General features: G+C 55.0%; 28 protein-coding genes. 12 read left to right on the top strand and 16 right to left on the bottom strand.

The window, feature by feature from the left end:
- Nucleotides 1-57 precede the first annotated feature (57 nt).
- The 5 genes from OSH04_RS14955 to OSH04_RS14935 form a co-directional block, all read right to left on the bottom strand.
- Nucleotides 58-873, bottom strand: a complete 816-nt coding sequence (locus OSH04_RS14955; RefSeq protein ID WP_251197069.1) for a lytic transglycosylase domain-containing protein — start codon at nucleotides 871-873, stop codon at nucleotides 58-60.
- Nucleotides 874-882: 9 nt separating this feature from the next.
- Nucleotides 883-1,560, bottom strand: coding sequence for a TrbM/KikA/MpfK family conjugal transfer protein (locus OSH04_RS14950; protein ID WP_086069190.1), 678 nt, complete (start codon nucleotides 1,558-1,560; stop codon nucleotides 883-885).
- Between the two features lie 94 nt (nucleotides 1,561-1,654).
- A complete protein-coding gene (locus tag OSH04_RS14945; protein WP_086069189.1) occupies nucleotides 1,655-1,984 on the bottom strand; it encodes an H-NS histone family protein in 330 nt (109 codons plus the stop codon).
- A gap of 252 nt (nucleotides 1,985-2,236) precedes the next feature.
- Nucleotides 2,237-2,545, bottom strand: coding sequence for a plasmid mobilization protein (locus OSH04_RS14940; RefSeq protein WP_086069187.1), 309 nt, complete (start codon nucleotides 2,543-2,545; stop codon nucleotides 2,237-2,239).
- 262 nt (nucleotides 2,546-2,807) lie between these two features.
- On the bottom strand, nucleotides 2,808-3,791 hold the full coding sequence (locus tag OSH04_RS14935) for a GlxA family transcriptional regulator (protein WP_266108773.1): 984 nt from the start codon (nucleotides 3,789-3,791) through the stop codon (nucleotides 2,808-2,810).
- Nucleotides 3,792-4,044: 253 nt separating this feature from the next.
- Here OSH04_RS14935 and OSH04_RS14930 point away from each other — a divergent pair, with 253 nt between their 5' ends.
- The 5 genes from OSH04_RS14930 to OSH04_RS14910 all read left to right on the top strand — a co-directional run bounded on the left by OSH04_RS14930 (nucleotide 4,045) and on the right by OSH04_RS14910 (nucleotide 7,957).
- Nucleotides 4,045-4,512 (top strand): GNAT family N-acetyltransferase, encoded by a 468-nt coding sequence (locus tag OSH04_RS14930; RefSeq protein ID WP_052159312.1) that lies wholly within the window; start codon nucleotides 4,045-4,047, stop codon nucleotides 4,510-4,512.
- 84 nt (nucleotides 4,513-4,596) lie between these two features.
- Complete coding sequence (locus OSH04_RS14925) at nucleotides 4,597-5,259, top strand: TenA family transcriptional regulator (RefSeq protein WP_235332463.1); 663 nt, start codon at nucleotides 4,597-4,599, stop codon at nucleotides 5,257-5,259.
- 39 nt (nucleotides 5,260-5,298) lie between these two features.
- The gene (locus OSH04_RS14920) at nucleotides 5,299-6,513 is read left to right on the top strand and encodes an MFS transporter (RefSeq protein ID WP_266108771.1); all 1,215 of its coding nucleotides are present in this window, start codon (nucleotides 5,299-5,301) and stop codon (nucleotides 6,511-6,513) included.
- A 7-nt stretch (nucleotides 6,514-6,520) separates the two neighbouring features.
- The gene (locus OSH04_RS14915) at nucleotides 6,521-7,750 is read left to right on the top strand and encodes an aminotransferase class I/II-fold pyridoxal phosphate-dependent enzyme (RefSeq protein ID WP_266108769.1); all 1,230 of its coding nucleotides are present in this window, start codon (nucleotides 6,521-6,523) and stop codon (nucleotides 7,748-7,750) included.
- 9 nt (nucleotides 7,751-7,759) lie between these two features.
- Nucleotides 7,760-7,957: a hypothetical protein gene (locus OSH04_RS14910; RefSeq protein ID WP_035270521.1), complete on the top strand. Its 198-nt coding sequence runs from the start codon at nucleotides 7,760-7,762 to the stop codon at nucleotides 7,955-7,957.
- A gap of 87 nt (nucleotides 7,958-8,044) precedes the next feature.
- On the opposite strand, the gene OSH04_RS14905 is transcribed toward OSH04_RS14910, so the two are convergent.
- From OSH04_RS14905 to OSH04_RS14870, 8 genes are all read right to left on the bottom strand, one after another.
- Nucleotides 8,045-8,452, bottom strand: coding sequence for a YgiW/YdeI family stress tolerance OB fold protein (locus OSH04_RS14905; RefSeq protein WP_060186678.1), 408 nt, complete (start codon nucleotides 8,450-8,452; stop codon nucleotides 8,045-8,047).
- 96 nt (nucleotides 8,453-8,548) lie between these two features.
- Entirely contained in the window at nucleotides 8,549-9,940 is a 1,392-nt protein-coding gene (locus OSH04_RS14900; RefSeq protein ID WP_266108768.1) for an ATP-binding protein, read from the bottom strand.
- On the bottom strand, nucleotides 9,937-10,605 hold the full coding sequence (locus OSH04_RS14895; protein WP_009460700.1) for a response regulator transcription factor: 669 nt from the start codon (nucleotides 10,603-10,605) through the stop codon (nucleotides 9,937-9,939). The genes OSH04_RS14900 and OSH04_RS14895 overlap by 4 nt, the downstream gene beginning before the upstream one ends.
- Nucleotides 10,606-10,751: 146 nt before the next feature.
- Nucleotides 10,752-11,486: an arsenical resistance protein ArsH gene (gene arsH, locus OSH04_RS14890; RefSeq protein WP_200884463.1), complete on the bottom strand. Its 735-nt coding sequence runs from the start codon at nucleotides 11,484-11,486 to the stop codon at nucleotides 10,752-10,754.
- A complete protein-coding gene (gene arsC, locus OSH04_RS14885; RefSeq protein WP_009460703.1) occupies nucleotides 11,455-11,886 on the bottom strand; it encodes an arsenate reductase (glutaredoxin) in 432 nt (143 codons plus the stop codon). Before arsC ends, arsH begins: the two co-directional genes overlap by 32 nt.
- A gap of 22 nt (nucleotides 11,887-11,908) precedes the next feature.
- Nucleotides 11,909-13,198: an arsenic transporter gene (locus OSH04_RS14880; protein WP_266108767.1), complete on the bottom strand. Its 1,290-nt coding sequence runs from the start codon at nucleotides 13,196-13,198 to the stop codon at nucleotides 11,909-11,911.
- Between the two features lie 89 nt (nucleotides 13,199-13,287).
- On the bottom strand, nucleotides 13,288-13,611 hold the full coding sequence (locus OSH04_RS14875) for an ArsR/SmtB family transcription factor (protein ID WP_083054599.1): 324 nt from the start codon (nucleotides 13,609-13,611) through the stop codon (nucleotides 13,288-13,290).
- 157 nt (nucleotides 13,612-13,768) lie between these two features.
- On the bottom strand, nucleotides 13,769-14,626 hold the full coding sequence (locus OSH04_RS14870; RefSeq protein WP_083054597.1) for a LysR substrate-binding domain-containing protein: 858 nt from the start codon (nucleotides 14,624-14,626) through the stop codon (nucleotides 13,769-13,771).
- Nucleotides 14,627-14,988: 362 nt separating this feature from the next.
- Here OSH04_RS14870 and OSH04_RS14865 point away from each other — a divergent pair, with 362 nt between their 5' ends.
- Nucleotides 14,989-15,606: a LysE family translocator gene (locus tag OSH04_RS14865; RefSeq protein ID WP_009460710.1), complete on the top strand. Its 618-nt coding sequence runs from the start codon at nucleotides 14,989-14,991 to the stop codon at nucleotides 15,604-15,606.
- 378 nt (nucleotides 15,607-15,984) lie between these two features.
- Nucleotides 15,985-17,208, top strand: coding sequence for a hypothetical protein (locus OSH04_RS14860; RefSeq protein ID WP_254002264.1), 1,224 nt, complete (start codon nucleotides 15,985-15,987; stop codon nucleotides 17,206-17,208).
- Between the two features lie 199 nt (nucleotides 17,209-17,407).
- On the opposite strand, the gene OSH04_RS14855 is transcribed toward OSH04_RS14860, so the two are convergent.
- Together OSH04_RS14855 and OSH04_RS14850 are read right to left on the bottom strand one after the other, a co-directional pair.
- A complete protein-coding gene (locus OSH04_RS14855; protein WP_083054591.1) occupies nucleotides 17,408-19,054 on the bottom strand; it encodes a long-chain-fatty-acid--CoA ligase in 1,647 nt (548 codons plus the stop codon).
- Between the two features lie 140 nt (nucleotides 19,055-19,194).
- A complete protein-coding gene (locus OSH04_RS14850) occupies nucleotides 19,195-20,079 on the bottom strand; it encodes a LysR substrate-binding domain-containing protein (RefSeq protein ID WP_035273418.1) in 885 nt (294 codons plus the stop codon).
- A gap of 152 nt (nucleotides 20,080-20,231) precedes the next feature.
- On the opposite strand from OSH04_RS14850, the gene phnD reads away from it, so the two are divergent.
- Genes phnD through phnX form a run of 5 tightly spaced genes read left to right on the top strand, consistent with a single transcriptional unit; the run spans nucleotide 20,232 to nucleotide 24,742 of the window.
- Nucleotides 20,232-21,083: a phosphonate ABC transporter substrate-binding protein gene (phnD, locus tag OSH04_RS14845; protein ID WP_266108806.1), complete on the top strand. Its 852-nt coding sequence runs from the start codon at nucleotides 20,232-20,234 to the stop codon at nucleotides 21,081-21,083.
- Nucleotides 21,080-21,895: a phosphonate ABC transporter ATP-binding protein gene (gene phnC / locus OSH04_RS14840; RefSeq protein WP_254002263.1), complete on the top strand. Its 816-nt coding sequence runs from the start codon at nucleotides 21,080-21,082 to the stop codon at nucleotides 21,893-21,895. The genes phnD and phnC overlap by 4 nt, the downstream gene beginning before the upstream one ends.
- 2 nt (nucleotides 21,896-21,897) lie before the next feature.
- Nucleotides 21,898-22,713 carry a phosphonate ABC transporter, permease protein PhnE gene (gene phnE, locus OSH04_RS14835; protein ID WP_009460720.1) on the top strand — a complete coding sequence of 272 codons (816 nt, stop codon included), beginning with the start codon at nucleotides 21,898-21,900 and terminating at the stop codon, nucleotides 22,711-22,713.
- Between the two features lie 25 nt (nucleotides 22,714-22,738).
- The gene (gene psrA, locus OSH04_RS14830) at nucleotides 22,739-23,851 is read left to right on the top strand and encodes an iron-containing alcohol dehydrogenase PsrA (RefSeq protein ID WP_266108766.1); all 1,113 of its coding nucleotides are present in this window, start codon (nucleotides 22,739-22,741) and stop codon (nucleotides 23,849-23,851) included.
- A 48-nt stretch (nucleotides 23,852-23,899) separates the two neighbouring features.
- Complete coding sequence (phnX, locus tag OSH04_RS14825) at nucleotides 23,900-24,742, top strand: phosphonoacetaldehyde hydrolase (protein ID WP_239054657.1); 843 nt, start codon at nucleotides 23,900-23,902, stop codon at nucleotides 24,740-24,742.
- A 115-nt stretch (nucleotides 24,743-24,857) separates the two neighbouring features.
- Here the strand turns inward: phnX and OSH04_RS14820 are convergent, their stop codons facing one another.
- Nucleotides 24,858-25,754 carry a LysR substrate-binding domain-containing protein gene (locus OSH04_RS14820; RefSeq protein ID WP_052159501.1) on the bottom strand — a complete coding sequence of 299 codons (897 nt, stop codon included), beginning with the start codon at nucleotides 25,752-25,754 and terminating at the stop codon, nucleotides 24,858-24,860.
- Between the last annotated feature and the right edge of the window lie 46 nt (nucleotides 25,755-25,800).

Below are 25,800 nucleotides of genomic sequence, written 5' to 3'. Positions count from 1 at the left end.
CAGTAGAAAAGAAGGTTGAGGCAGGGTTCGATTTGATGACACGTTGACAGAGAAGCATCACACAGTAGGCGGCTCAGCGGTGACGATAATGGGCGCGGTGTCTTGCTTCTTAGCAGACCTGTCCGTATCGTCCCCTCGGGGTGAAAACCCGTCTGGGATGCGGTGCTGGCCAAACCCGTCTGGAGTACCACCTGGGCTTTCAAGTGGAGGTGGTGGCGACTCAGGGGTGACGGTGGCTGGCGCTAGGTCTGGCTCGTTAGCAGGCGTGGCCATATCGTCCTCAGAGGATTTAGAACCTTCCGTAATGCGATTCCGAGTAAAGCCGTCTGGAATACCTGTGCGCTGAGCTTTTCGTGCTGACGATTTGGCCGTGCTCATTACGGGTTCATCATCCATAGCTTTAATAGCGGGTACTTTGATTCCTGCTTGTGCCAGGACTTTTCCAACATATCCATTGCTGAAGCCGCGCTCGAAATTGCCTGTGTTGTAGCAGGATAGGGCAGAACGTAATGCGCGTTGCTCATCACTTGATTGGCGCAAGGCTCGCTCATAACAGTCCATCAGAACTGTTTGAGCAGCTTGCAGATTCGTGCAGGGGTCAAAGACCGTTTCTGTCGTCAATCCAAGCCAAGCCCAGTTCCGCACATTGATTTGACCAAGCCCGGCATCAAAATCAATGCCACGCTCAATGAGATCGTTGGCAATCTGTGCTGCTTGCTCGTAGTCAGTTGGTTGTTGCTCCAGCCGTTTGCCTTTATTGATACCGATCGCATACACCTGGGCCGTTGATTCATGTCGCACCAGGGCTGATAACGTTGTTTCATGAATATTGGGCGCACAGGTGGCGGCCAAAAGCGCGATTTCTGCTAGCACGGCTCTCTCTCAATGGTTATTCCCAGTGCCTGCGGAGTTGTCGATATTGCGACGAGGATCTTCAAACGAGTACTGCCAACTGCTAGCCCAGTTCCCGTTGTGTTCCGCCTCCCATTTAGCCTGGGCTTGCTCGTATTCGCGAGCGGCGACCCAATAGCCGCCTTTGTTTGGAGTGCCGACGTACTTGATCGATAGATCATATGTCCAGGCATGATCGTTATAGACGACACAATAGTTAGGCAACTGGGTCAAGGTGACTGTCTTGATGAGCGAAACATCTCGTATGGCTGGGATGCCCAAGTAGTTCGAGCCGACGATGCGATAGCGATAGAGATCCTTTGCATAGGCTGCATTGAGATAGTCGGCATCACATTTGCCAGCTCCACGAGAGATTGCATCCATGCGATCGGACATACCCGGTTCACTGCCAGCTGGACACATACCTAGGAAAAAGCGTCGGGCATCTACCGTAGCCTCCCAATCGAGCATGCCTTTGGCATATTTACGGATGTCAAAGTAGTGATTGAGGGCATCGTTACATTCGCCTGGTTGGAAGCTGCTAGATAAACACAGCACTGCTTTGCAGGCTAGGGCGGGCAGGCCGGTCATAACTTCAGAAGATTGGGCGTACGAAGGGGACGCGCAGGCCAAAGCCAGCGCACCCAATGTGATGGGGAGCCGTTTCATGGTGATTCCAATTGAAAAAAGGACGGGGCTAAGGCCGGAGAACTACAAGAGAAGTAAGGACCGCTAGAAGCGGGAAAGTCTCAACGAATAATGATTAATCGTTGGAAGGGTTGGTGATTCGGTATTGCTCGCGTGACCCACCTGCTGCTTCGAGGTCGGTTATCCAAAGTGGAGGGCGGCCTCTTCCGGTCCAGGTTGAACCGTCAGGGTGTTGATATTTAATAACGCTCGCAGAGCGAGCTTTCTCTCGTGGTTGCAAAAGTGCCTGTGATACTTCCTCTAGGTTTATATCGTTGTCCCGCATGGTGCGGACAATATCACTAATGGTTTTTTTGCTTTTTTGTCTTTTGAGCTGTTCTGCTCTGCGTTTAAGGCGCGTGATCTCATTTTGGATCGCGGAAATTGATTCAAGCTTGGCGGTCATTGTTTTCTCTAATTAGTTTGGCAAGTTAACGATTCAGCCACTTCCAAATGGTTGAAAAAAATTTGAAAACGAAAGCAGCGAGCACAAGCCAGTAAAAGATGTGTGCTCCAAATACTACAACTTTGATTAACCAGTGCTCTCCCGACTCAGGAATAGCGTTCCACGCAGATATGACGATTAGAGTCGAAAGGACACCGAGAAGAAATGCACGGCGCACAGGTTTGCGCGGTTTATTGACTGTGGACTCCATTGTTAGTCCTCCAAATGAACAGGCTGGTACCCCAGTGTTGACATGCGTTGATGTGCTTTCCTAACCTTTTCTAACGGAACTATCTCTCTGAGCAACAACAAAGTTTCGAGGATTGTTCTTTTATCTTCAGTCAACAACTCAATTGCGTATCGCAGGGCTTCTAATTCGGTTCGAATTGAGTCTGAACTTGTGAGTAAGCGACGAGCATATTCTGAGGGAGTAATACCCGCCATGGCGGCCGCTTCACTGAAATTTTGTTTTTGAGAGGGTGTGATGCGCACACGCAGTAATTCTGACAAGGGCTCTACCATACGATTTCCTTGGTGAAAGTAAGCTACGAAAAATCAAAGACAGACTTAAGACACGCATAGTCTGAGAAGCGGCTTTAAACATAAAATATCAGGGGGTTCGAATCCCCCTCTGTCCGCCAGAATTCAAAAGCCCTCGCACAGTAATGTGTGGGGGCTTTTTTCTTGGCTGCGTTTTACAGAGTCGGTGAAATTAATAATTCATTTTTAGTCAGGCTCTGCGTCGTCGTTGCAAAAAAGGTCGCTGACCGGGAACCGCGCAAGATCAGCGCAGGCCTTGAGAGTCTTGCCTTTGTTTCTCTCGCCATTTTGAGGGAGGAAGTGTTTCGTGTTGCCGCCAGGCGGCGCGAAATGATTGCAGGCTGGCAAAACCACAATGCTCGGCAATTCGCTCAATAGACCAGTCGGTATCCATGAATAATTGACGCGATCTGTCCAGCCGCATGGTTTGTTGGTACTGCTTCAGACTGATGCCGCATTCTTTCATGAACAGGCGGCTCAGATGCCTGTAGCTGACTGAAAATTGTGCTGATAAGGATTCGTTGAGCGGGGTTTGAACCGTCTGTTGTGCCAACCAGTCTTGCACTTCATGAATCAAGGGATGTTGGTGATTGCGATAACTCAGATGGACGCTTAACTGCGGGTCTGCTTCCAGACGACGAAACTGAATCAGATTTTCGCGCGCGATGCGTGCGCTGATTGCGCTGCCGAAATACTGGGTGATCAGGTGCAATGCCAGATCTATTCCTGCAGAAACGCCAGCTGAGGTATAGATAGGACCATCCTGCACAAGGATGCGTTTGTTGATAACCCGTGCTTGTGGCGCAAGTTGTTGCAGGGTCTTGAGGTGATTGTGATGTGTCGTGCAGAGGCGACCATCCAGCAGTCCTGCTTGTGCCAGCAGCACAGCGCCTGTGCAAACGCTGGCGATCACTATTCCCGACGGTAGCTTGCCCCCGATATCACGTAGCCATTGCGTCACTTGTTGCTGTGCCGGCGTTGCGGGGAGTTCGGCCTGGATTTTGCTTCCGACTACGACAACGACATCTCCTGCAGTCAGACGCTTGGGGAGGGGGGCAATCGCGCTTAGAAAAATCCCCTGGTAGCTTTTTATGTGGGACTCCGGCCCGACACACTGGATCTTGATGTCGGCTATATCCAGTTCTGTTAGAGAAGCAAAAATCTGCATAGGCCCTCCCAGATCCAGGATGTGCATCTGGGGAAGGACGACAAAGAAAATCCGTTTCATGTGTTATTCGGATGAGTCATTGATTTGATTTAGCGATGTTATCGCTTTTTATTCCTTTTTCTTAATGGTGTTTTCTTTTCTATTTATGTCCTGAAACGGTCTGGAGCCTGGATGGTCGAGAATTTACGATAAACAAGAAATTTTTACATCGAAAGGGTTTGTCCTCGTGGCGGAAGAATCAAGAGTTATTGAGCTTTATTGGAATCCCGCTTTTACGGGAGCAACGGGGGCCGGGGTGCTGGAGCTTATCAATATGACGGTCGCTGATAAGGGCACGCTGGGGTTTGCCTCTGAGCTGTCGGGAGAGCAGGCGCGTCTGTTCCTGGACGCCCTGAACCGCAAAGTGGCAGACGGCGATACGCAAGCCTTGTATGCCAGCTATGCCGGTCAACCCGCTTTCTTTGTGATGATGAATTTGAGTGGCATGCCCAATTGCCGACACAGTGCTGAACTCGCCAAGGCGGTCGTGGCGCCGGGGTTTCGTGGACAAGGTTTACCGAAACATGCCTTGCGAGCCTTGATCTGTCGAGCCAGGGAGTTGGGCATCGAGCAGTTTGTTCTGGATGTGCGCGAGGGGTCTCGGGCACATCGGTTATGGACTCGATATGGTTTTCAGACCTGGGGAATTCTTCCGGACTATGCCCGCGTGGCAGGACAGGTTTTCGCGGGTCACTACATGTCGCAATCCATAGAAGTGCTGGCCCAACGCCTGGGAATTTAGGAATTCTTCAAAAGGATCTTGTAAATGTTGAGTAAGTCAGAATTTAAAAATGAGCTTGAAAGTACATTGCATGGCCATCTTACATTGGCTCATCCTATCTTTATTGAATTGCTCAATACGCAGCAACCTAATAAGGAGTTGCTGAAACAGGTGGCCTTGCAAGGTTATCAATTGACCAAGCATTTCCTGCATTATGTGGAGCACCTTTTTTTCTATTGCCCGGTCCCGAAATTCAAGAGGGCTTTGCTGGTTAATGTGTATGAGGAAGAGACGGGTCGCCTCTCCCAGACAGACAATCATGTCGTCTTGATGCAGAACTTTATTCGTGCCTTGGGAATTAGTGATGAAGAGCGCGACGCCGCCACTCCTTTGCCCGCCACGCAAGAACTGATTGATTATCGACTGAAAGCGGTCGAGGATCCGCAGCGCTACCACGTGGGCGCGGCGGCGGTCATGATCGCCAGCGAAGGCCAGAACCTGGAGACCAAGGCAGGTGAGGCCCGCCACACCTTGCTGGGAGAAGTCTACGGCTTGCAGGAAAAAGATCTTTTGTTCTTTTCCGTGCACCAGGAAGAGGATGTGGGGCATGTCATGCAGGGGCTGAATTTGGTGACCGAGCTCTGTAACACTGAAAAGTTGCAGAAAGAGGCGCTGGAGGCCGTGGACCATACCTGCACCTTGTTCTGGAATATGTATGACAACTTGCACCGAGAGTACTGTCAGCCAAGCCCCGTTCGTCTGAGTTGATTCGGTGCGCCATTGAAAATCTGAGGTGGATGTTGCTTCATGCAAAACAAGAATGTTGTCCGCTCTCTGGTCGGGCTGGGATTTCTGGCCATGTTTCTCTCGAGCGCGTTCAAAGGGGTTTTCCAGGTTTATTTCAATGACCTGGCTCTGTCTTTTGAGCGCGGCCGATCAGATTTCGGTTTTGTGGGCGGGGTGTTCCTTTTGGTATCCGGGCTGGTATCGCCGATGGTCGGCGCCTTGTCGGATCGCTTTGGGCCCATCTGGACCGTCTTGATCGGCAGTGTGCTTGGAGGGGGAGCATTCCTTTTGCTTGGCCTTCTACCTCATCAGTACTGGCTTTTTGTCATTTTGTATGGACTTTTGGCGGCGTTTTCTCTGGCGGCGATGACGTTTGTGCCCATGGGCATATTGGTTGACCGGTTGTTCGATCAGAAAAATAAAAGCTTCGCTTATGCCTTGATCACTAATGGCACGGCAATTGGATTCATTGTCCTTTCCCCATTCTGGTTGTGGTTGCAAGCCCATTTCGAATGGCAGCAGGTCTTTTTTGTTGTTGGTCTGCTGTTCCTGGGGCCTTTGGCCTTGCTGTTCTGGCTGGGGGCACGAGTGCCTTTGCCTGCGAAAGAGTCTGTCGGACATATTCAGGAGAAACGCGTTGGCACTTGGCCTGTCGTGTTGCGCGATCCTGGCTTTTACGTGCTTGCCTTTGGTTTCTTCGGCTGTGGGGCGTCGATGGCGTTCATTGACGTTCATCTGGTGCCTTTATGGCGCGATGCCGGGGTCAGCCGCGCCAGCATGGGGATGAGTTTGAGCCTGTTTGGCGTGCTGGAAATGATTAGCGGTTTAGCGGCTGGCTGGTTGGCGCTGCGCTTCTCCCAGCATCGGCTGCTGGCGGCATTCTACGTACTACGCTGTCTGGCCATGAGCTTGTTATTGGCTCCCTCCGGGATAGTGACGACCTATGTATTTGCGGCTGTATTTGGGGCCAGTTATCTCGGAACAGTCATATTGACCTCAGCGATCTGTCTGGATCGCTATGGAGGCGCCGTCAAGGGACAGGTATTTGGCATGCTTTTTCTGGTTCATCAGATCGGCGCTTTTGGGTCTGCTCAATTAGGTGCTTACGGCTATGACCGTTTGGGTAGCTATCAGGCCACAGTCATGGTCCTGGCCATGCTGACCGCGATTGCCGGTATTTCTTCACTCTTTCTGTCGTCTGTTGCTTTTCGACGGACTCAATCTGAATTCAACTGAGATCTCCATGATGTTCAATGACCAAGGTGCTACTCAAATGCTCAGGATTGGACAGGGTATCGATGTCTCTGACAGCTTTTGCGAGCCGCTTGCACTGACCTCTGCCTATTGCTTCAGTTCAGCCAGTGAGGCAGCCGCTCGTTTTGGCGGGACGGAGCCGGGCAATGTTTATAGTCGATTTACCAATCCAACAGTAAAGACGTTCGAGCAGCGGGTTGCCTTCCTGGAGGAGGCTGAAGCGGCGGTGGCGTTTGCATCCGGCATGGCTGCATTGTCAGCGGTGGTGATGGCGTTTGCCGCGAGTGGTCGCAACATCGTGTGCGCACGTGATGTGTTTGGCACGACTCTGACGATGTTGCGTCAGCACTTTTCCCCTTATGGAGTGGAGGTGCGCGTCGTTGGCATGTTGGATTACGACGCTTGGGAAAAGGCGATCGATAGTGCTACATGCTTGGTTATTGTTGAAACTCCAGCAAATCCGATGCAGCAGGTTGCCGATATTGCCCGGCTGTCACGCATGGCTCATGCCCATGGCGCATTGCTTCTGGTAGACAGCACCATGCTGACGCCTGTTTTGCAGCGGCCATTAAGGCAAGGTGCGGATCTGGTATTGCATTCTGCCGGTAAGTATATGGATGGCCAAGGTCGGTGCATTGCCGGTGTAGTCGGTGGGGCCGAGGCATTGATGAAGCCACTGCGGGCGGTGTTGCGTTCGCAAGGAGCCTGTCTGAGCCCCATGAATGCCTGGTTACTGCTCAAGAGTCTTGAGACGCTTGAGCTGCGCATGCAGCATATCAGTGCCAACACACTGTCGATAGCACGTTGGCTGGAGAAGCATCCAAATGTAGGTTCGGTGTTTTACTCGGGCCTGGAGTCGCATCTCTGCCATGAAATCGCTTGCGCGCAACAGGCCGGCTTTGGAGGGGTGGTCAGCTTTGAAGTGGGCACGAGCCAAAAAGAGGCTTGGGCTTTCATGGACGCTTTGCAGCTGATTTCAATTGCCACCAATATTGGAGATACACGCAGCATGGTCACGCACCCGGCATCGACGACACATGGACGCTGGTCGCCGGAGGATCGCATGCACTGCGGGATTGGGGACAATCTTGTGCGCTTGTCTGTGGGCTTGGAGTCACTTGCCGACTTGCAGCAGGATATGGATCTGGCACTCCAGATTGCCCTTGCTCAGAAGGATCAGAGTGCGCAGGGTTACTCCTTGCTTGAGACGCTGGAATGAGGGGGACAGATGTTTTTGACACTGTTGTTCTCTGTCGTACTGACTTTCCATGCGCTGGTGCTGTCAGATAGCGGGCGACGCTCCAGGCAATGGTTTCGGTATCTTGTTATTGGCTTGATGGCTCTGTTGCTGAGCTTGCCGATTGATTTTTCCACCCTGAGCGACCGCCGGATTGACGGCCTCGCCTTTGGTGGCCTATGCGGTTGATGGCTGACTGGAAGCCTAGTACCGGATAAGCCAATTGATTTCAGCTTGTCCGGTACCAATTTCATTAGGACGCCAGATCAGACAGGATTAAGGCAGCAGGCTCAGGCGGTCGACTTCAAATTCAGTTTTGCGCAGGCCTTTGTCGAACTCGCCTGTCAGCTCCACTTTCTGTTCGGCGCTGATGGTTTGACCAGCCGGAAAGTCCTTGTTGTCGATCTCTACCGTGATACGGCCGGTGGCATCTTCAAAAATATAGCGCTCATCACCTTCAAACGACACCAGACGGCCTTGCAAACGCGCGATTTGATCGTCGCGGCCGGTTTCCAGGAGCTGCTTGACGGTCATGAGCGGCACATTGTTAGGGCCAGAGTAGGAGCCGGCAGCCGTGGCGGCTTGAGGTGCATTGCTTGGGCCTGTGTAGTTGGCTGGTTGCGCGAGGGCAGCGGTGGCGCTCAGAGCAAGTACGGCGGCAAGAGTGGGTAAAGTGAATCGCATGATTGGGTTTCCTGTATCGGGTTATCGGGTCAATGTTCCGCCGATTGCGGAATGGTTTTATTAGACCCCCCGAACCTGAAGGCAATCTTAAGATACTTAATTGGGTGGGAAATCCAGCACGACACTCAGACCCTGGCCGTCCAGCCCCTCTTCAAAGGACAGCGTGGCCTCGTGCAAGGCCGCGATGCGGGCCACGATGGACAAACCCAGTCCGTTGCCTGTTTGGCCGGTTCCCAATACGCGAAAGAAGCGTTCTCCCAGTCTGGGCCGTTGTTCGGGGGGGACGCCAGGCCCATTGTCTCGGACCGCAAGGCGTACACCGCCATCGTGTCTGCGTGTTGTTTCGACCCGTACTCGGACGCCTGCGCCGCCGTAGCGAATGGCATTGCCAATCAGGTTACGTAAAGCGCTGTTTAACAGCACTGGCGCCGCCTGTATGCTTGTGACGGCCAGGGCTCTTTCCATGTTGATGGATGTCGAAGGCAGGGATGGAATCAGACTGTCCAGGACCTGATTCAGGTCTACGGTTTCACGCTTCAAGGGTTCGGCCTGCGGCTCCAGTCGCGTCAGGGCGAGCAGGCTTTCTACCAGGGCGGTACAACGGTCCAGGTCCGCACGCAATTGCTGTAGATGGGCTTCAGGCAGTTGCAGCTCGCGCTCAATCAGTTGAACGCGCATGCGCAGCCCGGCCAAGGGCGTGCGCAGTTCGTGTGCGGCATCGGACGTAAAGCGCCGTTCACTTTCCAGTGCGGAAGACAAGCGTGCCATGAGCGCATTCAATGCATCCAGCATGGGTTGCAGCTCGCGTGGGGGATTTCCGCCTTCTACAGGAGTGAGGTCATCGGGCGATTTGGAATTGATGCGTTTAGCCGTGTCCTCCAAAGGACGCATCAGGCGTCGGATCAGGAACCAGCTGGATAGACCCAGCAGCGCCAGTAGTCCCACTGCGGGCCAAACCAGGTTCTCGGCCATGTCTTCAAGCAGCTCCAGGCGTTCTTCCATAGGCTGGCCAACCTGGGCTGTGACCCCTTCGGCTCCGGGGCGGACGTAAACCCGCCAGAGTTCGTCATCCACCCAGACAGTGGTGATTTGCTTGCGTTTCGCCTGGGGGATAAAAGCCGTTTTGGGAGTGTCGTCGCCGCGCAGCAGTACCCGGCCATCTGCGGCCACGAGCTGGTAATACATGCGCAGCTTGAGAGCCGCGTCACGGTTCAGTCGTGTGTCTGTAGTATTGGCAGAAGCCTGCGCCTCTTGCGGGTCCAGCATCAGTACCAGACGCGCCCCTTCTTCAAGGGCATCATCAAGCACATCGCCGGTTGCGTGCCAGGCCACTCCGACTACGATGGCCAGGCTGACCAGCCACAGCCCAATACTGGTGCCCATGACGGTAAGCAGCAGACGACGTCGTAAGGACCAGCCTTTCGGGCGTGACACCGGGGACTTGGCGGTAGAGCGGATACGCTTTAGTTTCTGGGGCAGGTTTTTCATGCGGGTGCCAGAACGTAGCCTTGATTACGTACGGTGACGATGAAGTCACTGCCCAATTTCTTGCGCAGATTGTAGATGTGTACTTCGATAGCGTTGCTCTCCACTTCTTCGCTCCAGCCATAAAGGGCTTCTTCTAGCTGGGCACGACTCAGAATATGGGTGGGATGATGCATCAAGGCTTGCAGAACAGCGAATTCGCGTGCTGTTACGGCCACAGGCTTGTCGTTCAAGGTGACGCGCTTGGCTGTCGGGTCAATGGCGACGGGACCGTGACGCCATTGGGGAGAGGCTTGGGCGGCACTGCGGCGCAAGGCCGCACGTACTCGCGCGGACAGCTCTTCAAGATCAAATGGTTTGACCAGATAGTCGTCCGCGCCCAGATCCAGGCCCTGTACCCGGTCAGCCAAGGTATCGCGCGCAGTGATCACAATGACGGGCACTTGTGCGTGAGATCCGCTGGCTCCTCGCAGACTGCGTAAAACCGCATCGCCATCCACACCGGGCAAGCCCCGATCCAGCAAGATGCACTGATAGGTATGAGTGGCCAGGGCTGTGGCAACTTGATCGCCACGTTGCAACCAGTCCACAGCGTAGCCGTCCAGATGCAGCCAGGACTGCAAGGAACTGCCCAGCGAAGGATCATCTTCGATTAAGAGAATACGCATGTGCAAAGCCTGGCAGGGAAAGATGAAGGGAAACTGATGTTGCTGCGGGGTATGAGGTAAAGCAGGGGCAAGCCCCTACCTTGTTTGTATAGCGACTGTGTGTTTTTGAAAAGCGCAGCGAGGTGTTTTCCGTTCTGATTGGCGCGCTAGATGCTGCGCTGTTGTACCCGTGCAGACAGCTCCTGCGCCGTCTCCTTGCGCTCGCTATATCGATCCACCAGATACTGCGCACAGTCACGCGTCAGCAAGGTGAACTTCATCAGTTCCTCCATCACATCCACCACGCGCTCGTAGTAGGACGAAGGTTTCATGCGGCCTTCTTCGTCAAATTCCAGAAAGGCTTTGGCAACCGAAGACTGGTTGGGGATAGTGATCAGGCGCATCCAGCGGCCCAGAACCCGCATCTGGTTCAAGGCGTTAAAGGATTGCGAGCCGCCTGACACTTGCATCACGGCCAGTGTTTTGCCTTGTGTTGGGCGTACAGCACCGATGCTTAACGGTATCCAGTCAATTTGTGCTTTCAGAACGCTGCTCATGGCACCGTGGCGCTCGGGCGATGTCCAGACCATGCCTTCGGCCCACTGCACGAGTTGGCGCAACTCCTGCACTTTCGGGTGGTCTTCTGCTGCACCATCGGGCAAGGGCAGGCCTTGCGGGTCGAAAATTCTGGTTTCTGCACCCATTGCTTCCAGCAGCCGTGCTGCTTCTTGCGTCAGAAAGCGGCTGTAGGAGCGTTCTCTCAGGGAACCATATAAAAGCAGAATTCGAGGTGGGTGTGTGGCGCGTGCTTGAGGCAGTAGCTCTGCCATATCTGGAGTGTTAAATGCGTGCTCGTCCAGATTGGGTAAATCAGGCTTGCTCAATTCTTTGTCCTTTTTCATCAATAACGGCTTGGCCGTCTTCTTTCCGGAAGGCACCTTGTTGTGCTTGGGGAAGTATCTCCAGCACCTGTTCCGAGGGACGACACAAGCGCGTTCCCAATGGGGTGACAACAATAGGGCGGTTGATCAGAATCGGGTGCTGCAACATGAAATCAATCAGCTGTTCATCGCTCCATTTCGGGTCGCCGAGCCCGAGTTCTTCATAGGGCGTACCTTTTTGTCGCAAGACTTCACGCACGCTCAGGCCACAGTTTGCGATCAACTTAGTCAGCGTGCTGCGGTCCGGCGGTGTTTGCAGATACTCGATGATGGTGGGTTCTTGTCCGCTATTGCGGATCAGGCCCAAGGTGTTGCGCGAAGTGCCGCAGGCGGGGTTGTGATAGATGATGATGTCTGTCATGGCGCGATCTTGATATCAGGGTTTAGTGGGCCATACCCAGTCGCAGCGCCAAGGCTGCCAGGGTGATCAGCAAGACGGGTGTGGTCAGGATGGCTCCTACTTTGAAGTAGTAGCCCCAGCTGATTTTTGTGCCTTTCTGGGCCAGGACATGCAGCCACAGCAAGGTGGCCAGACTGCCTATAGGTGTGAATTTCGGGCCCAGATCGCTGCCAATGACGTTGGCGTAAATCATGGCTTCCTTGACGATGCCCTCGGCGCTGGAAGCGTCAATGGACAGGGCGGTGACAAGGACCGTGGGCATATTGTTCATCACCGAGGACAGCAACGCAGACAGGACGCCGGTACCCATGGCCGCTGCCCACACGCCAGCTTGGGCGAACTGATCCAGCAGTAAACCCAGGTAATCGGTTAGCCCGGCATTGCGCAGGCCGTAAACCACCAGATACATGCCCAGCGAGAAGATGACGATTTGCCAGGGGGCGTCACGCAGCACTTTTCGTGTGCTGATGACTGTGCCACGGGCGGCAACCGCCAGCAAAATGATGGCGCCTGTTGCGGCAACCGCACTGACGGGGACACCCAGGGGTTCCAGTGCAAAAAAGCCTGTCAGCAACAACGCCAGCACCATCCAGCCAGCCTTGAAACTGGCCCTGTCCTTGATAGCCTCAGCAGGCGTTCTTAATTGTTCAAGGCGATAGTGGGCGGGAATGTCGCGACGGAAGTACAGCATCAGAACGACCAGGCTGGCCAGTACAGACACGATGTTGACGGGTGCCATGATGGCGGCGTAGTCCGTGAAGCCCAGTTTGAAGTAGTCGGCAGAGACGATGTTCACCAAATTGGAGACGACCAGCGGCAAGCTGGCTGTGTCCGCAATAAAACCGGCTGCCATGACAAAAGCCAGAGTTGCTGCTGGTGAAAAGCCCAAGGCCAGCAACATGGCCATGACAATCGGCGTCAGAATCAGTGCGGCCCCGTCATTGGCAAACAGGGCAGAGACTGCTGCGCCCAGAATCACGATAAAGGCAAAGAGCTTGCGCCCGTTGCCGGCTCCCCAACGGGCGACATGCAGGGCGGCCCATTCAAAAAAACCTGCCTCATCCAATATCAGGCTGATGATGATAATGGCGACAAATGTGGCGGTGGCGTTCCAGACGATATTCCAGACCAGGGCCAGGTCAGTCCATTGCACGACGCCAGACAGCAAGGCAGCAACTGCGCCTAAAGAGGCACTCCAACCAATGCCCAAACCTTTGGGCTGCCAGATCACCAGGGTTAAGGTAGCGATAAAAATGAGTACAGCAAGAAGCATGACGGAGTGCCCTGATCAGGGGGATAGCCAGCAAGGCAGTTAAGTTCCGAGTGGTTTTTGCAGGACGTGGATATCAAGTGTCCGGCGCTCTAGCAGTTCTGACACAGGTCTTGCGTTGGGAGGCAGGTTTGACCCTGACAGCAATTCTCGGTCAGATAAGTAAGCAGATCGTTCATGGCGGGAAAGGTGGCGCTGTAGAGCAGATTGCGACCTTGCCGCTCGGCGTGGATCAGCCCGGCATTGCTAAGCTCCTTTAAATGAAAGGACAGGGCGTTGGGCGCAATGCCTAGCTGCTCAGCCAGAGAGCCGGGTGTCAGTCCGGTTGGCCCGGCAACAACGAGTGCGCGGAAAACCCGTAGGCGGGCTTCGTGGGCCAAAGCGGCCAGGGAGCGGATAACTTGAGATTCTTCCATGGAGTAATAATACAACAATTCAAGAATTGTTGAATTAATTATTGCTTTCCAATCGCAGTACTTTTGCGGACTGCTTATCTATTTGAAAGACAAAGTCACGATGATGTTCTGGTATAGCGCGTATGGCCCATTTTGCTGTTTGCCGCCAGCACTGGGCTTAAGCCGCCAACTGCTCACTTAACCAGTCGGCAAATACTTCCGCACGCGGGTTTTGATCCAGAGCCTGGGGAGAGAGCAGGTAGTACGCCGAGCCGTCCGCAATGAATCCTTGCGGGGCAATGAGCTGCCCGCTTTGCAATTCATCTTGCACCATCAGGCGCGACACAATACTCATGCCCTGTCCGGACAAGGCGGCCTGGATACATAAATAAAAATGCTCTAGTTCCAGCTTGTTGGCAGAGCGTATGACTTGGCCGCTAAGTCGCGCCCAGGTGGCCCAAGCTTGCGGACGGGAGCTGCTTTGTATCAGCACCTGTTTGGCCGTGTCCTGGATGTGGGGATAGTGGGGCTGGCAGACCGGCCCTATCATTTCTTCGCACAATTTCAGGCCGCAGACCGAGTCTGCCCAATGAAAGTCGTCACGGCGTATGGCCAGATCCACTCCCATTTGAGCAAAGTTCACTGGCCCCCCGGCTGTAATCAGATGCACGGTGATATTAGGGTGCAGAGTGTGAAAATCCCCCAGTCGGGGTATCAACCATTTCATCGCAATGGTGGGCTCGCAGGAAACGACCAGCGCATGTTCACGCTGTGTCTGCTGCAACTGATACACCACGTCTTCCAAGCGCTCGAACATGGGCGCGGTCACATGCAAAAGCTGGCGGCCTGCCTGTGTCAGAAATACAGCTCGATTGCGCCGTTCAAACAGTTCTACCCCCAAAGATTCTTCCAGCGCCCGAATCTGGCGACTGACCGCGCCGTGAGTGACATGCAGCAGCTGGGCTGCCTGCACAAAGCTGCCTGCCTTGGCGGCCGTGTCGAAGTAGCGGAAGGCCGTGAGATTGGGGATTTGCATGGTCGATGAAAACTCACAGAAATAGCGCAGGAATTATCGTTTTTAAATTAGCACAGGATTATCAATAATGAAATCCTGAGAGCAAATATTCAAACAAGAAAACGATAGAAGTTTTGGAGGGTTTTTCTTGGGTTTTGAAAATCTGGATTGGTCCCGTTGAGAATAGCAAAAACTATATAAATTGGATGAATACATAGCTCACCAGGAAGGGTTTTTACATTCTGACTGGAGCGGTCTTTGCAGACTGGTAGATCGTCCGCGAAGGAACGATCTCATTCCTAGAGTGTAGGACTGGCTCTGCGGTTTGGCTGCCTTTGACCTAGCTTGTCACACCGATTTCATCAAACTTAGGCTTGTTAAAAATGCATGAACTGTTGGCCGTTGCCACTATCACTATCCTGGCCGTGATCAGCCCAGGCCCCGACTTTGCCATGGTCACTCGTAATGGCTATTCCTTTGGCCGCAAGATTGGCCTGATTTCGGCTCTGGGTATTGCTGCCGGGGTGCAGGTGCACGTGGTCTACACGGTACTGGGCGTTGCGATTCTGATTACTCAGTCTCCCACCTTGTTTCTGGTGATGAAAGTGGTGGGAGCAGCGTACTTGATGTACCTGGGCTATCAGTCTTTCCGTAATCGCACTGTTTTGAATACGGACGGCGAGGCGGGAAATATGCCCAGCGCCTGGCAAGCTTTTGGCATGGGGTTTTTGACCAATGCCTTGAATCCCAAAACCATGTTGTTTGTGGTGGCCACCTTTACGCAGCTGGTGCAGCCGGATGCATCGTTCTGGCTGAATTTCGCTTATGGATTTTTCATGTCTTTTGCCCATTGGGTCTGGTTCAGCATTGTGGCGCTGGTGTTCTCAAACAAGCGCTTGCGGGCAGCCATGCTGGCCCGGCAAAGATTGCTGGACAGGGTGATAGGCGTGGCCTTGTTCAGCTTGGGCGCTTCGCTGCTATTTGCCAACTCGGTGTCTTAGGGCGGCCATGCGGGAGCAGGTGCTGTGCACAGGCGATTTGTACTGCCTGATTATTGAAGTGATTAATAAATTGGCTTGAATTAAATTCAGAATTTAATTGAGTATTTTATTTTTAATTTGATTTTGAATTATATTTGTATGGCTATTAATAATAAAAATATAAAAGTATGGAAAAAAATATGAATTAAATTCTTTAAAAGAATATCTGTTATCTTCTGTCATTTATTGACGGCGCTCTGGGTATGGTTGTTACGTTGCCGTTTCAGGTTTCGCACACTACTTGTAGAGAGGGAGACAAGAATGACTTGCCATCATATAAACGCAAAAGCGCTGGCTGCGTCTGGCCTGGCTTTATTCGCAGCGGTTCAGAGCGGTGTTATGGCTCAAAGCCCGGAGCCCCGGCTGGATACCAGCCAGCTGTATGCGGACGTGCATTTCCACGCTTCCAATTACGCCATGCAAGGTATTTCCTTAAAGGAATATGCAGAGCGCTATATGAGCGCCAATCGCCAGCAAATTGTGCGCTCCACCATCATGCCGATTCCTTTGCAGCAACGCTGGGATGGGTTTGAACAGTACCAGGCACAGTCTGGCGATCAGATGTATGGCCCGAACTACTACATAGGCCCCAAAGCAGACTTGTATTACTACTCTTTTGTGGATGCCATGTTTGCGCGCGAGTACGAACGCTTGCCGCCCCAGTATCAGGAAAAGCTGGATGTCATGATTACGGCCTTCAATCCCATGGACGTATATGCCTCGCAACATATCAAGCGTGCGGTGCTCAGTTTTCCAGGCGTGTTTGCCGGGGTGGGAGAGTTCACCATTCACAAGGAGCTGGTGTCCAGCAAGCTGGCTGGTGAAACGGTAGAACAAACCAAGGCCCCCTCTGTGCCGCTACCGCCTGATGCGGGCGATGGCAGCAAGGTATCGCTGTATTCCGAGTCGCTGGAGTATTTGTTCAAGACCATTGAAGAGATTGGTTTGGTCGCGATCTTGCACAATGATATGTACCGGGTAGAGGTCAATTACCAGGGTGAGCTGGAGCATTCCTATCCCGATCAGGACTATGTGGACGGCTTGAAGCACGTGTGCGGACATGCGCCCAAAGCCAAGGTGGTGTGGGCGCATACGGGCCTGGGGCGTTTTGTGAAACCCACCAGCGACCACATTACGCGCGTGAAAGAGGTGCTGGATGCCTGCCCCAGCTGGTCTACCGATATTTCCTGGGATCTGGTGCAGGACTATATGTTGAATCCCGAGCCGGGCATGCCCAGTCGCCAGGATTGGCTGAATTTCTTCAATGAATACCAGAACCGGATTCTGTGGGGTTCAGATGTGGTGATTTTTACGCGTAATCGCTTTGAGTCGGACCCTCCCTCGTCAGTGACACCGGGCGGTTTGATGGAACCGGCTCAGTACCATGCGGACTTGTCCAAGATGAGGGAGTTTCTGGACGAGTTGCCAGTGGCCATAGGCAACAAGATTCGCTATGAAAACTATCTGGGTCTGTTCAATCGTGCCAAGTTCTCTGTGCGGGCCTGGGAGCGCGAGAATGCGGATCTCAATATCTGGGATATTCCTACGCCCGTGCATCCTTGAAGGAGGCATGCTGTTGATATGGGCGATCAGCCATAGATACTGGACTTGATTCTGGCCCTTTCAAAGCCAATGGCAAAGGCAAAAAACAGCCCCCCGACAGTTGGATAACTGCCGGGGGGGCTGTTTGCGATTGCGCGTCAAGAAAGCCGAGCCTGGCTTCTTGATTCTGCTGTCAGGCATCTGGCTGGATGCAGCTTGGTTAACCGGCCTTGTTCTGCGCAGCCAGCTTGTCCAGATCCTCCTGAATCAGCTTGCGAATCGCGGTTTTCAAGAGCTTGCCGGTTGCTGTGTGGGGCAGTTCATCGACCACGATCAGTTCGTCAGGAATACTCCATTTGGAGACTTGTTCTGTAAACAGATCAATCATGTCCTGCTTGGTGAAGGTGGCGTCGTCCTGTAGCTGCACCACCAGAACCGGACGTTCGCCCCAGCGCTCGTCGGGCTTGGCTACGACAGCTGCTTCCTTGATCGCCGGGTGAGCCTGGGCAATGTTTTCCAGCTCGATGGAGCTGATCCATTCGCCACCGGATTTCACCACATCCTTGGTTCGGTCCACGATCTGGATAAAGCCATCCTGATCAATGGTCACCACGTCGCCCGTATTGAACCAGCCATCTTCTGTATGGGCAGAGGTGTCATTGCTATTGAAGTAAGAAGCCGCAATCCAGGGGCCGCGCACCATCATGGCACCAAACATCTTGCCGTCGCGGGCAATGGGTTGACCATCGTCGCCATCTACCCGGAACTCGACCCCGAAGAGCGGACGACCTTGCTTGGCCAGCAGCTTGAGTTTCTCGTTCTCCGGCAAGGACTCGTGCTTGGGCAGCAGGGCAGCCGCCAGACCGACTGGGCTGGTTTCCGTCATGCCCCAGGCGTGGCGTACCTTGACACCCAGCTTCTGGAAGCGGGTAATCATGACTGGAGGCGCAGACGAGCCGCCAATCACCAGACGTTGCAGGCTGCTGAAGGTTTTGCCATTGGCTTGCATCCAGTCGAGCAGGCCTAGCCAGACGGTAGGCACACCGGCTGTCATGGTGACACCTTCGTTTTCAAACAGGGTATGCAGGCTGGCGCCGTCCAATTTCGGGCCGGGCAAGACCAGTTTGGCGCCCACCATCAAGGCCGCATAAGGCAGCCCCCAGGCATTGACGTGGAACATGGGCACGATGGGGGTAATGGTGTCAGAAGCAGACAGACACAGGGCATCGGGCATGCTCAAGGCAAAGGCATGCAAGATCGTGGAGCGATGGCTGTAGAGCACGCCTTTGGGGTTGCCCGTGGTGCCGGAGGTGTAGCACAGGCCGGAGGCCGTGTTCTCATCAAACACCGGCCAGTCGAAATGATCGGATTCAGACGCAATCAGGGTTTCATAGCACTGCAGGTTGGGCAGCAGGTCCGACTTGGGCATGTGCGCTTCGTCCGTCATGATGACCACGGCTTTCAGCTTGGACAGCTGATCGGCCAAGGACTCCAGAATCGGCATGAAGTTCAGGTCGGCAAACAGCACGCTATCGTCTGCGTGTTCAATGATGTAGCCAATTTGATCCTGAAACAGACGCGGGTTGATGGTGTGGCACACCAGGCCCGAGCCCGATACGCCGTAATACAGCTCCAGGTGACGATAGCCGTTCCAGGCCAGGGTTCCGACGCGGTCGCCATGTTGCAGACCCATTTTTTTCAGCGCATTGGCCAGTTGCTGGCTGCGCTTGGACAGATCGGTATAGGTGTACCGGTGAATGTGGCCTTCAACGGTTTGCGAGACGACCTCTCGGTCTGCGTGATAGTTCGCTGCGTGACGCAGTATGGATGATACTAGCAGTGGGGTATTCATCATCATGCCAAGCATGGTCTTCGTCCTCCCTGGGAGTAAATCAAACAGAACTGACGGGCCTTGAAACTGTGAGTCTACGCGCAGAAAATGGACGAAACACATCACTGACTGTCATGGCCTACGTTTGCACAGTAGCCTAAAACTCACAAATACGTCTATGTAGTCGTTTGTATTTGCTTGCGTAATGCCAAAGCTTCTGTGAAAAATTGGGCAATCATGCGGCTGTCCCGGCGCTCGGCCAGGCAATACAAATATGTGTCGGTGCGCACGGGGTCTCCCTGAATACGAACGGCTTTGAAACGATGGTCCGGAATGAATTCGGCCTCGGATACCGTACCGACGCCCAGCCCTCGGGCGACGGCTTCCCGCAAGGCCTCCCGACTACCGATTTCCATGACGGCGCGGGGCCGGATATGCTCCTTTTCCAGTGCTGCTTCCAGACAGGCCCGTGTGGTAGAGCCCGATTCCCGCTGCAATAACGGAGCATCCTGCAAGGCGGACAGAGGCACGCTGTCGTACCGGGCCAAAGGGTGCGACAAGGGGGCGAACAGAATGACAGCATGGCTGGCGTAGTGCTCGGTGTGAAAAGCCGGGTCCTCGCAGGCTCCGGCCAGCACGGCAATATCGGTGGCATAGTCGGCCAGGTCGGCCAGCACCTCGGCCGAGTTCCCCATATGAATGGAGATATCCACCCCTGGAAACAGCTTGTGGTAGGCCTCTACCATTTCGATCACATGAAAAGGCCCCACCGCTCCAATGCGCAAGCGCCCCACGTGCAGCTTGCCACTGTCATGCAGGAGGTTGAAGGCATCAATTTCCAGAGCCCCCAGTTGCTGTGCCACGGGCAGCAGGGCCAGCCCGACCTGGGTTAGCTGAATCCCGCGCCCCCGGCGATGAAAAAGCTCGACATCATGCTGTTGTTCCAGGCCCTGAACCTGTTTGGTAACGGTGGGTTGGGCCAGTCCCAGGGCACGGGCCCCGGCGCTGAAGCTGCCGTGGCGGGCAACAGCCAGAAAGGCACGTAGGCGTGCGGCGGACATATAGACTCCATCTATAGATAACTGATGTTTTCAATCCTAAATCGATAACATGAAGGCAATGTGACCTTCCTAAGATGTCGGCATTCCTCCTACAAACCTTAAGGACGACTGCCGTGAACAAGAACGTATTTCAGACTGCCCGCCGCTCTTTCATCGCGGCAACGGCCGCTACAGCTATTTTTTCGGTGTTCGGTACAGCGGCTCAGGCCGCACAGGACACGCTGACCATTGGCTTGATCCCTGCCGAGGATTCCCAAGCCATGATCGAATCCAGCAAGCAGGTGATTGAACAGCTGGAGCGCGAGTCGGGCATGAAGGTCGAGCCCTTTGTCGCCACGGACTACAACGGCATCATCGAAGCCCTGCGTGCCAAGAAGCTGGACGTGGCTTATCTGGGCCCATTCTCTTATGTGCTGGCCAATTCGGTGGCCGATGTAGAAGCTTTTGCCGTGGCTGTGACCAAGAAGACGGGCAAAAGCGCGTACAAGAGCCTGATCGTGGTGCGCGCAGACAGTGGCATTGAAAATGTGGAGCAGTTGAAAGATCGCACCTTTGCCTTTGTTGACCCCAGCTCCACCTCCGGCCACCTGTTCCCTAAAGCGGGCCTGGAGAACGACGGCTACAAGCCCGAGGCGCTGTTTTCCCGTGTGGTGTTCTCCGGTTCGCACGATGCCAGCCTGCTGGCCGTGGCCAACAAGAAAGTTGACGCTGCCGCTGTTGCAGACCGTATTTATGCCAGCGCCATTGCCAAGGGCCAGTTGGCCGAAGGCGATTTGAAAGTTGTCTGGTCGTCCAGCGATATTCCCGAGTCGCCCATGGTCTGGCGCAAGGATCTGGACCCAAGTGTGAAAGAGAAAGTCGCCAAGGCTCTGGCCAATATCAAGGATGTTCCTTGGGGCGATCAAGGCATGCTCAATGGCTTCCAGCCTACCACTGACGCGGCTTACAACGTAGTGCGCGATACCGCCAAGGTGCTGGATCTGGATCTGCGGAGCATGAAATGATCCGTGTGCGTGGCCTGAACAAGTGCTACGGCAGCAATAAGGTGCTGTGTGGTGTGGACATGGATGCAGAGGCTGGCGAGTTCCTGGTGGTACTAGGCCAGTCCGGGGCGGGCAAGTCCACCCTGCTGCGCTGCATGAACCGGCTGGCCCAAGCGGATACGGGCGAGTTGTCCGTGGCCGGTATCGACGCCATGTCCGCCCAGGATACGCGGGCTTTGCGACGCCAGGTTGCCATGATTTTCCAGCATCACGACGTGGTGCCGCGCTTGTCGGTGCTGCGCAATGTGTTGACTGGGCGCCTGGGGGCGGTGCCCGTGTGGAGTTCCATTTTGCAGCTGTTCAGCCGGGCAGATATCGCCCTGGCCCAGGACTGTCTGCAACGGGTCGGGCTGGCGCACAAGGCCCAGGCTCGTACCGACTCCCTGTCCGGTGGTCAGCGTCAACGGGTGGGGATTGCCCGTGCGCTGGCTCAGCGTCCGCGCATCATTCTGGCCGACGAGCCAGTTGCCAGCCTGGACCCGAAAACGGCCCGTCTGGTGATGCGTTATCTGCACGATGCCAGCCGGGAACTGGGCATTACCGTGGTCTGCAACCTGCACCAGGTTGATTACGCACGCGAATTTGCAGATCGCATTGTGGGTCTGGCCCATGGCCGTGTGGTGTATGACGGTGCCCCGGAACAGATGACTGAGGATGATCTGGCCCGCATTTACCCCGGCCCCGAGCCAGGGCACGGCGGTGTGTCCGGCAGCACGGGTGATGCCGCTTCTTTTCTGGCCGAACCGTTAAACCTTGCTACCAAGGGAGCGTGATGATGGACAGCAAGTACTCCTGGGTCATGTCTACCCCGACCAGTGCCAAGGGCTGGATTCTGACCGCCCTGATGGTGGCCGCCATTATGGTGGGATTGCAGTGGAGCGCAGAGGGGGCGCAGTTAAGCGCCGCCGAGTTTGCTGCCGGCCTGCCACAAATTGCCGACTTTCTAAGCCGCACCTTTCCACCGGACTGGAGCATTTTGGGCAATTTGCTCGCTCCGGCTATCGAGACCATTCAGATTGCGATCTGGGGCACGGTGTTGGGCGTGATCGGCGCAGTGCCCGTGTCCTTTCTGGCAGCCCGTAACCTGAAGGTCAACCGCTACTTGTACGGCTTTACCCGCCAAAGCCTGAACATCATCCGCAGTATCAATGAGCTGATTCTGGCCCTGGTGTTTGTGGCTGCCGTGGGCCTGGGCCCTTTTCCCGGTGTGTTGGCTCTGGCCGTACATGGAGTGGGAATGCTGGGCAAGTTCTTTGCCGAAAGCATTGAGGAAATTGACCAGGGGCCATTGGATGCCCTGCGTGCTACCGGCGCGCGTCCTTTGCAGGTGATTGTGTTCGGTGTCTTGCCGCAGGTTATTACCGCCTGGATTGCCGTGATCCTGTATCGCTTCGAGGTCAACCTGCGTTCGGCCACCGTGCTGGGCATGGTGGGGGCCGGTGGCTTGGGCTTTGAACTGGTCAGCAGCCTGAAACTGTTCAAGTACCAGGAAACAGCGACCTGCATTGTGGTCATTACCGTGATGGTGGTGGTGGCCGACCTTATCTCCAACCGCCTGCGCGAAGCGATTCGCCACAACGGGCGCGATTGATTGCAGTTTTTCTTTTGAGATTGTTATGTGGCATTTTTTCAATCCAGTTCAGATCGATGCAGGGCATGGGGCTTTTGAGCGTCTGCCCGAACATCTGGGAACACGGCGAGCCATTCTGATTGCCTTTCCCGAGGCGCGTGAACTGGGCCAGTGCGATCGTTTGCAAGCCTTGCTGGGCGATCAACTGGTGGCGATCGAAACCGATATACAGCCCAATCCGGATGTGTCCTGGCTGGCCCCGCTGTATGAGCGCCTGTGGCGTGATCATCCCGATGTGGAGTGCATCATTGCTCTGGGTGGTGGCAGCGTGATCGATTGCGCCAAAGCCATGCTGAGCAGCACGCCTTCGGGCACGTTTTCCGAACTGCTGGACTGCCTGTCTGGCAAGACCAGCCTGAGCCAGCCTCCAGGGCGGGTGCGCAGCCTGATTGCCGTGCCCACCACGGCAGGTACCGGGAGCGAGGTTACCCCCTGGGCAACGATTTGGGACAAGGGGCAGGGGCGCAAGTACTCCCTGCATCTGCCCTGGACCTGGCCTCAGGCCGCCATTATTGATCCGGGCTTGATGCGCAGCCTGCCTGCAGCGGCGACGTTGGCCAGCGGCCTGGATGCCTTGTCGCACGCCCTGGAGTCTTTGTGGAACGTCAACCGCAATCCGGTGTCGGCAAGCCTGGCGGTCTCGGCAGCGCGCCAGATCATGGGCAGCCTGCCACTGCTGATGCAGGACTTGTCCAACCTGGAACTGCGCGGCCAACTGGCGGTTGCGGCCGTCATGGCAGGGCTGGCGTTCTCCAATACCAAGACGGCCCTGGCCCATTCTCTGTCTTACGAGCTGACTCTGGAACAAGGGCTGCCGCATGGCATCGCCTGCTCCTTCAGCTTGCCGCATGTGATGCAAATGGCACTGGGGCAGGATGCAGATCTGGACCGCTTGCTGCTGTCCATTTTTGATGCGCAGAACGGCCAGCAGGCGGTGACAGCTCTGGCCCGTTTTCTGGAGGGGCTGGGTGTCAGTACAGACCCGGCCGCTTACGGTCTGGCTCCCCAGCAGTGGCAAGAACGAATTGCCCAGGCTCTGGAAGGCCCGCGAGGACGTAATTTCATTGGTGCACAGACTCTGGATGCTGTGCAGGTATAAGCCCGGCTATTGATCCGGTTTGTTTTCAAAACTGAAGGTTTTTCAATAATGACTCAGAATTTCAAGGCTCTGGATACGCTTATGTCGGACAAGGTCGAGGCCGTTATTTTTGACTGGGCTGGCACGCTGGTCGATTTCAGCTCTCTGGCACCGACACAGATTTTTGTGGATGCCTTTGCCACCTTCGGGATTCAGATCAGCCTGGAGCAGGCACGTGGTCCCATGGGCTTGTCCAAGCGCGATCATATCCGTACCTTGCTGGCGACTGAATCGATTCAGGACCAATGGGTGGCCCAGTTCGAGCGTGCTTCCACGGATGCCGATATTGATGCCATCTACGAGCGTTTCATGCCCATGCAGATCGAGAAAGTAGCCGAGTACTCGGCTCCGATTGAAGGGGCGGCAGCTGTTTTGGAGCAGTTACGTGCCAAGGGGATCAAAGTGGGTTCCTGCTCGGGCTACCCGCGTCAGGTGCTTGATGTGCTGCTACCTGCTGCAGCCAGCCAGGGCTTGGCTCCTGATTGCGTTATCGCTGGTGATGAGTTGCCTGCTGGTGGTCGTCCCGGTCCTTTCATGGCTTTGGCCAATGTTCTGGCTCTGGGCGTAGGTGATGTGCGTCGTTGCATCAAAGTGGACGATACCGTGCCCGGTATCGAAGAAGGCCGCCGTGCGGGGATGTGGACGGTGGGCTTGAGCCTGTCGGGTAACGAAGTGGGCTTGTCTCTGGCCGAACTGGAGACTGCAGATCCAGTTGAAGTAAAAGCACGAGTGGAGCGAGCCAGCGAGCGTTTGAGCCAGTCCGGCGCGCACTACGTGATTGAAACCATTGCGGACTTTCCAGCCATTGTTCAGGCGATCCAGGCGCGTCTGGCACAAGGCGAAACACCTTGATTTCGTGGGGGCATTGAATCAGGCGTGAAGGGAAGGGCGGGGCTTTATGCCCCGCTTTTTTTATGCCTGGTATCAGTATGGCCGGGCGTGCTTCAGGTATTGCGCCGTCAGGCGACTAGGCACGTAGCTTGCAGGCGCTGGACAGGGCGCTTTGGTGTTGAGCAATGGCCTCGAAGAAGGCGGCCACCAGGCGCGACTCACGTCGCTCGTGCAGACAGCAGACATGGATTTGCGTCCAGACCGGCTCATTCTGGATACGCACCACCCGCAGGCGCGGGTCTGGCACGTATTCGGACTCGGAGACCGTACCAACTCCCAGGCCACGAGCCACGGATTCGCGCAAGGCCTCCCGGCTGCCGATTTCCATGGCGATATCCACCTTGATCTTGTGTTCATGCAAGGCATCTTCCAGTGCCTTGCGAGTGGTGGAGCCTTCCTCACGCATCAGCAAAGGCTCGCCAGCCAGTTCGTCCAGGGCAATGGCATCGCGCTTGGCAAAGGGATGGTCATGGCGCACAAAGGCAATGACCGGATAACGGGCATAGGGTTGCATGTAGTAGCGGCGCTGGGGCTGGCAACTGGCCACGACGCCGACATCGCAGACGTACTTGTCCAGGTCGTCCAGGACCAGCTCGGAGTTGCCCAGTTTGACAGACAGCTTGATGCGCGGGTACACCGCGTGGAAGGACTCGATCAGTTCGGTGACGTGGTAAGGGCTGACGGCACCCAGTTTGAGGGTGCCGTAGTGCAGCTTGCCCGTGCCATCCAGCATTTGGCGCATGTCGGATTCCAGCGAGATCATGCGCCGGGCCATGGGCAGCATTTCCAGCCCCAGGGTGGACAGCTCGACACGCCGGCCCCGGCGATGAAACAGCTCGGCTCCGTATTCGCGTTCAATCATCTGTATTTGTGAACTGAGCGTGGTGTGGCTCATGTTCAGGGCCCGCGCGGCGGCGGTAAAGCCACCGTGCTGGGCCACCATGACGAAGGCCCGAATCTGGTTGAGCGTCATCGTGTTTCTCTAACTGTTTTTTCCGGGACTGGCTGCCCTATCTTGC

The organism is Alcaligenes nematophilus (assembly GCF_026344155.1).
Lineage (GTDB): Bacteria > Pseudomonadota > Gammaproteobacteria > Burkholderiales > Burkholderiaceae_B > Alcaligenes > Alcaligenes phenolicus.
This window is presented reverse-complemented; position numbering and strand designations above follow the sequence as displayed.

Bases quoted from the DNA above. Each gene is read 5' to 3' on its own strand.
- OSH04_RS14950 (WP_086069190.1), bottom strand. From the start codon at position 1,560: ATGAAACGGCTCCCCATCACATTGGGTGCGCTGGCTTTGGCCTGCGCG.
- OSH04_RS14945 (WP_086069189.1), bottom strand. From the start codon at position 1,984: ATGACCGCCAAGCTTGAATCAATTTCCGCGATCCAAAATGAGATCACG.
- OSH04_RS14940 (WP_086069187.1), bottom strand. From the start codon at position 2,545: ATGGTAGAGCCCTTGTCAGAATTACTGCGTGTGCGCATCACACCCTCT.
- OSH04_RS14935 (WP_266108773.1), bottom strand. From the start codon at position 3,791: ATGAAACGGATTTTCTTTGTCGTCCTTCCCCAGATGCACATCCTGGAT.
- OSH04_RS14930 (WP_052159312.1), top strand. From the start codon at position 4,045: ATGACGGTCGCTGATAAGGGCACGCTGGGGTTTGCCTCTGAGCTGTCG.
- OSH04_RS14920 (WP_266108771.1), top strand. From the start codon at position 5,299: ATGCAAAACAAGAATGTTGTCCGCTCTCTGGTCGGGCTGGGATTTCTG.
- OSH04_RS14915 (WP_266108769.1), top strand. From the start codon at position 6,521: ATGATGTTCAATGACCAAGGTGCTACTCAAATGCTCAGGATTGGACAG.
- OSH04_RS14910 (WP_035270521.1), top strand. From the start codon at position 7,760: ATGTTTTTGACACTGTTGTTCTCTGTCGTACTGACTTTCCATGCGCTG.
- OSH04_RS14905 (WP_060186678.1), bottom strand. From the start codon at position 8,452: ATGCGATTCACTTTACCCACTCTTGCCGCCGTACTTGCTCTGAGCGCC.
- OSH04_RS14900 (WP_266108768.1), bottom strand. From the start codon at position 9,940: ATGAAAAACCTGCCCCAGAAACTAAAGCGTATCCGCTCTACCGCCAAG.
- OSH04_RS14895 (WP_009460700.1), bottom strand. From the start codon at position 10,605: ATGCGTATTCTCTTAATCGAAGATGATCCTTCGCTGGGCAGTTCCTTG.
- arsH (WP_200884463.1), bottom strand. From the start codon at position 11,486: ATGAAAAAGGACAAAGAATTGAGCAAGCCTGATTTACCCAATCTGGAC.
- arsC (WP_009460703.1), bottom strand. From the start codon at position 11,886: ATGACAGACATCATCATCTATCACAACCCCGCCTGCGGCACTTCGCGC.
- OSH04_RS14880 (WP_266108767.1), bottom strand. From the start codon at position 13,198: ATGCTTCTTGCTGTACTCATTTTTATCGCTACCTTAACCCTGGTGATC.
- OSH04_RS14875 (WP_083054599.1), bottom strand. From the start codon at position 13,611: ATGGAAGAATCTCAAGTTATCCGCTCCCTGGCCGCTTTGGCCCACGAA.
- OSH04_RS14870 (WP_083054597.1), bottom strand. From the start codon at position 14,626: ATGCAAATCCCCAATCTCACGGCCTTCCGCTACTTCGACACGGCCGCC.
- OSH04_RS14865 (WP_009460710.1), top strand. From the start codon at position 14,989: ATGCATGAACTGTTGGCCGTTGCCACTATCACTATCCTGGCCGTGATC.
- OSH04_RS14860 (WP_254002264.1), top strand. From the start codon at position 15,985: ATGGCTCAAAGCCCGGAGCCCCGGCTGGATACCAGCCAGCTGTATGCG.
- OSH04_RS14855 (WP_083054591.1), bottom strand. From the start codon at position 19,054: ATGCTTGGCATGATGATGAATACCCCACTGCTAGTATCATCCATACTG.
- OSH04_RS14850 (WP_035273418.1), bottom strand. From the start codon at position 20,079: ATGTCCGCCGCACGCCTACGTGCCTTTCTGGCTGTTGCCCGCCACGGC.
- phnC (WP_254002263.1), top strand. From the start codon at position 21,080: ATGATCCGTGTGCGTGGCCTGAACAAGTGCTACGGCAGCAATAAGGTG.
- phnE (WP_009460720.1), top strand. From the start codon at position 21,898: ATGGACAGCAAGTACTCCTGGGTCATGTCTACCCCGACCAGTGCCAAG.
- psrA (WP_266108766.1), top strand. From the start codon at position 22,739: ATGTGGCATTTTTTCAATCCAGTTCAGATCGATGCAGGGCATGGGGCT.
- phnX (WP_239054657.1), top strand. From the start codon at position 23,900: ATGACTCAGAATTTCAAGGCTCTGGATACGCTTATGTCGGACAAGGTC.
- OSH04_RS14820 (WP_052159501.1), bottom strand. From the start codon at position 25,754: ATGACGCTCAACCAGATTCGGGCCTTCGTCATGGTGGCCCAGCACGGT.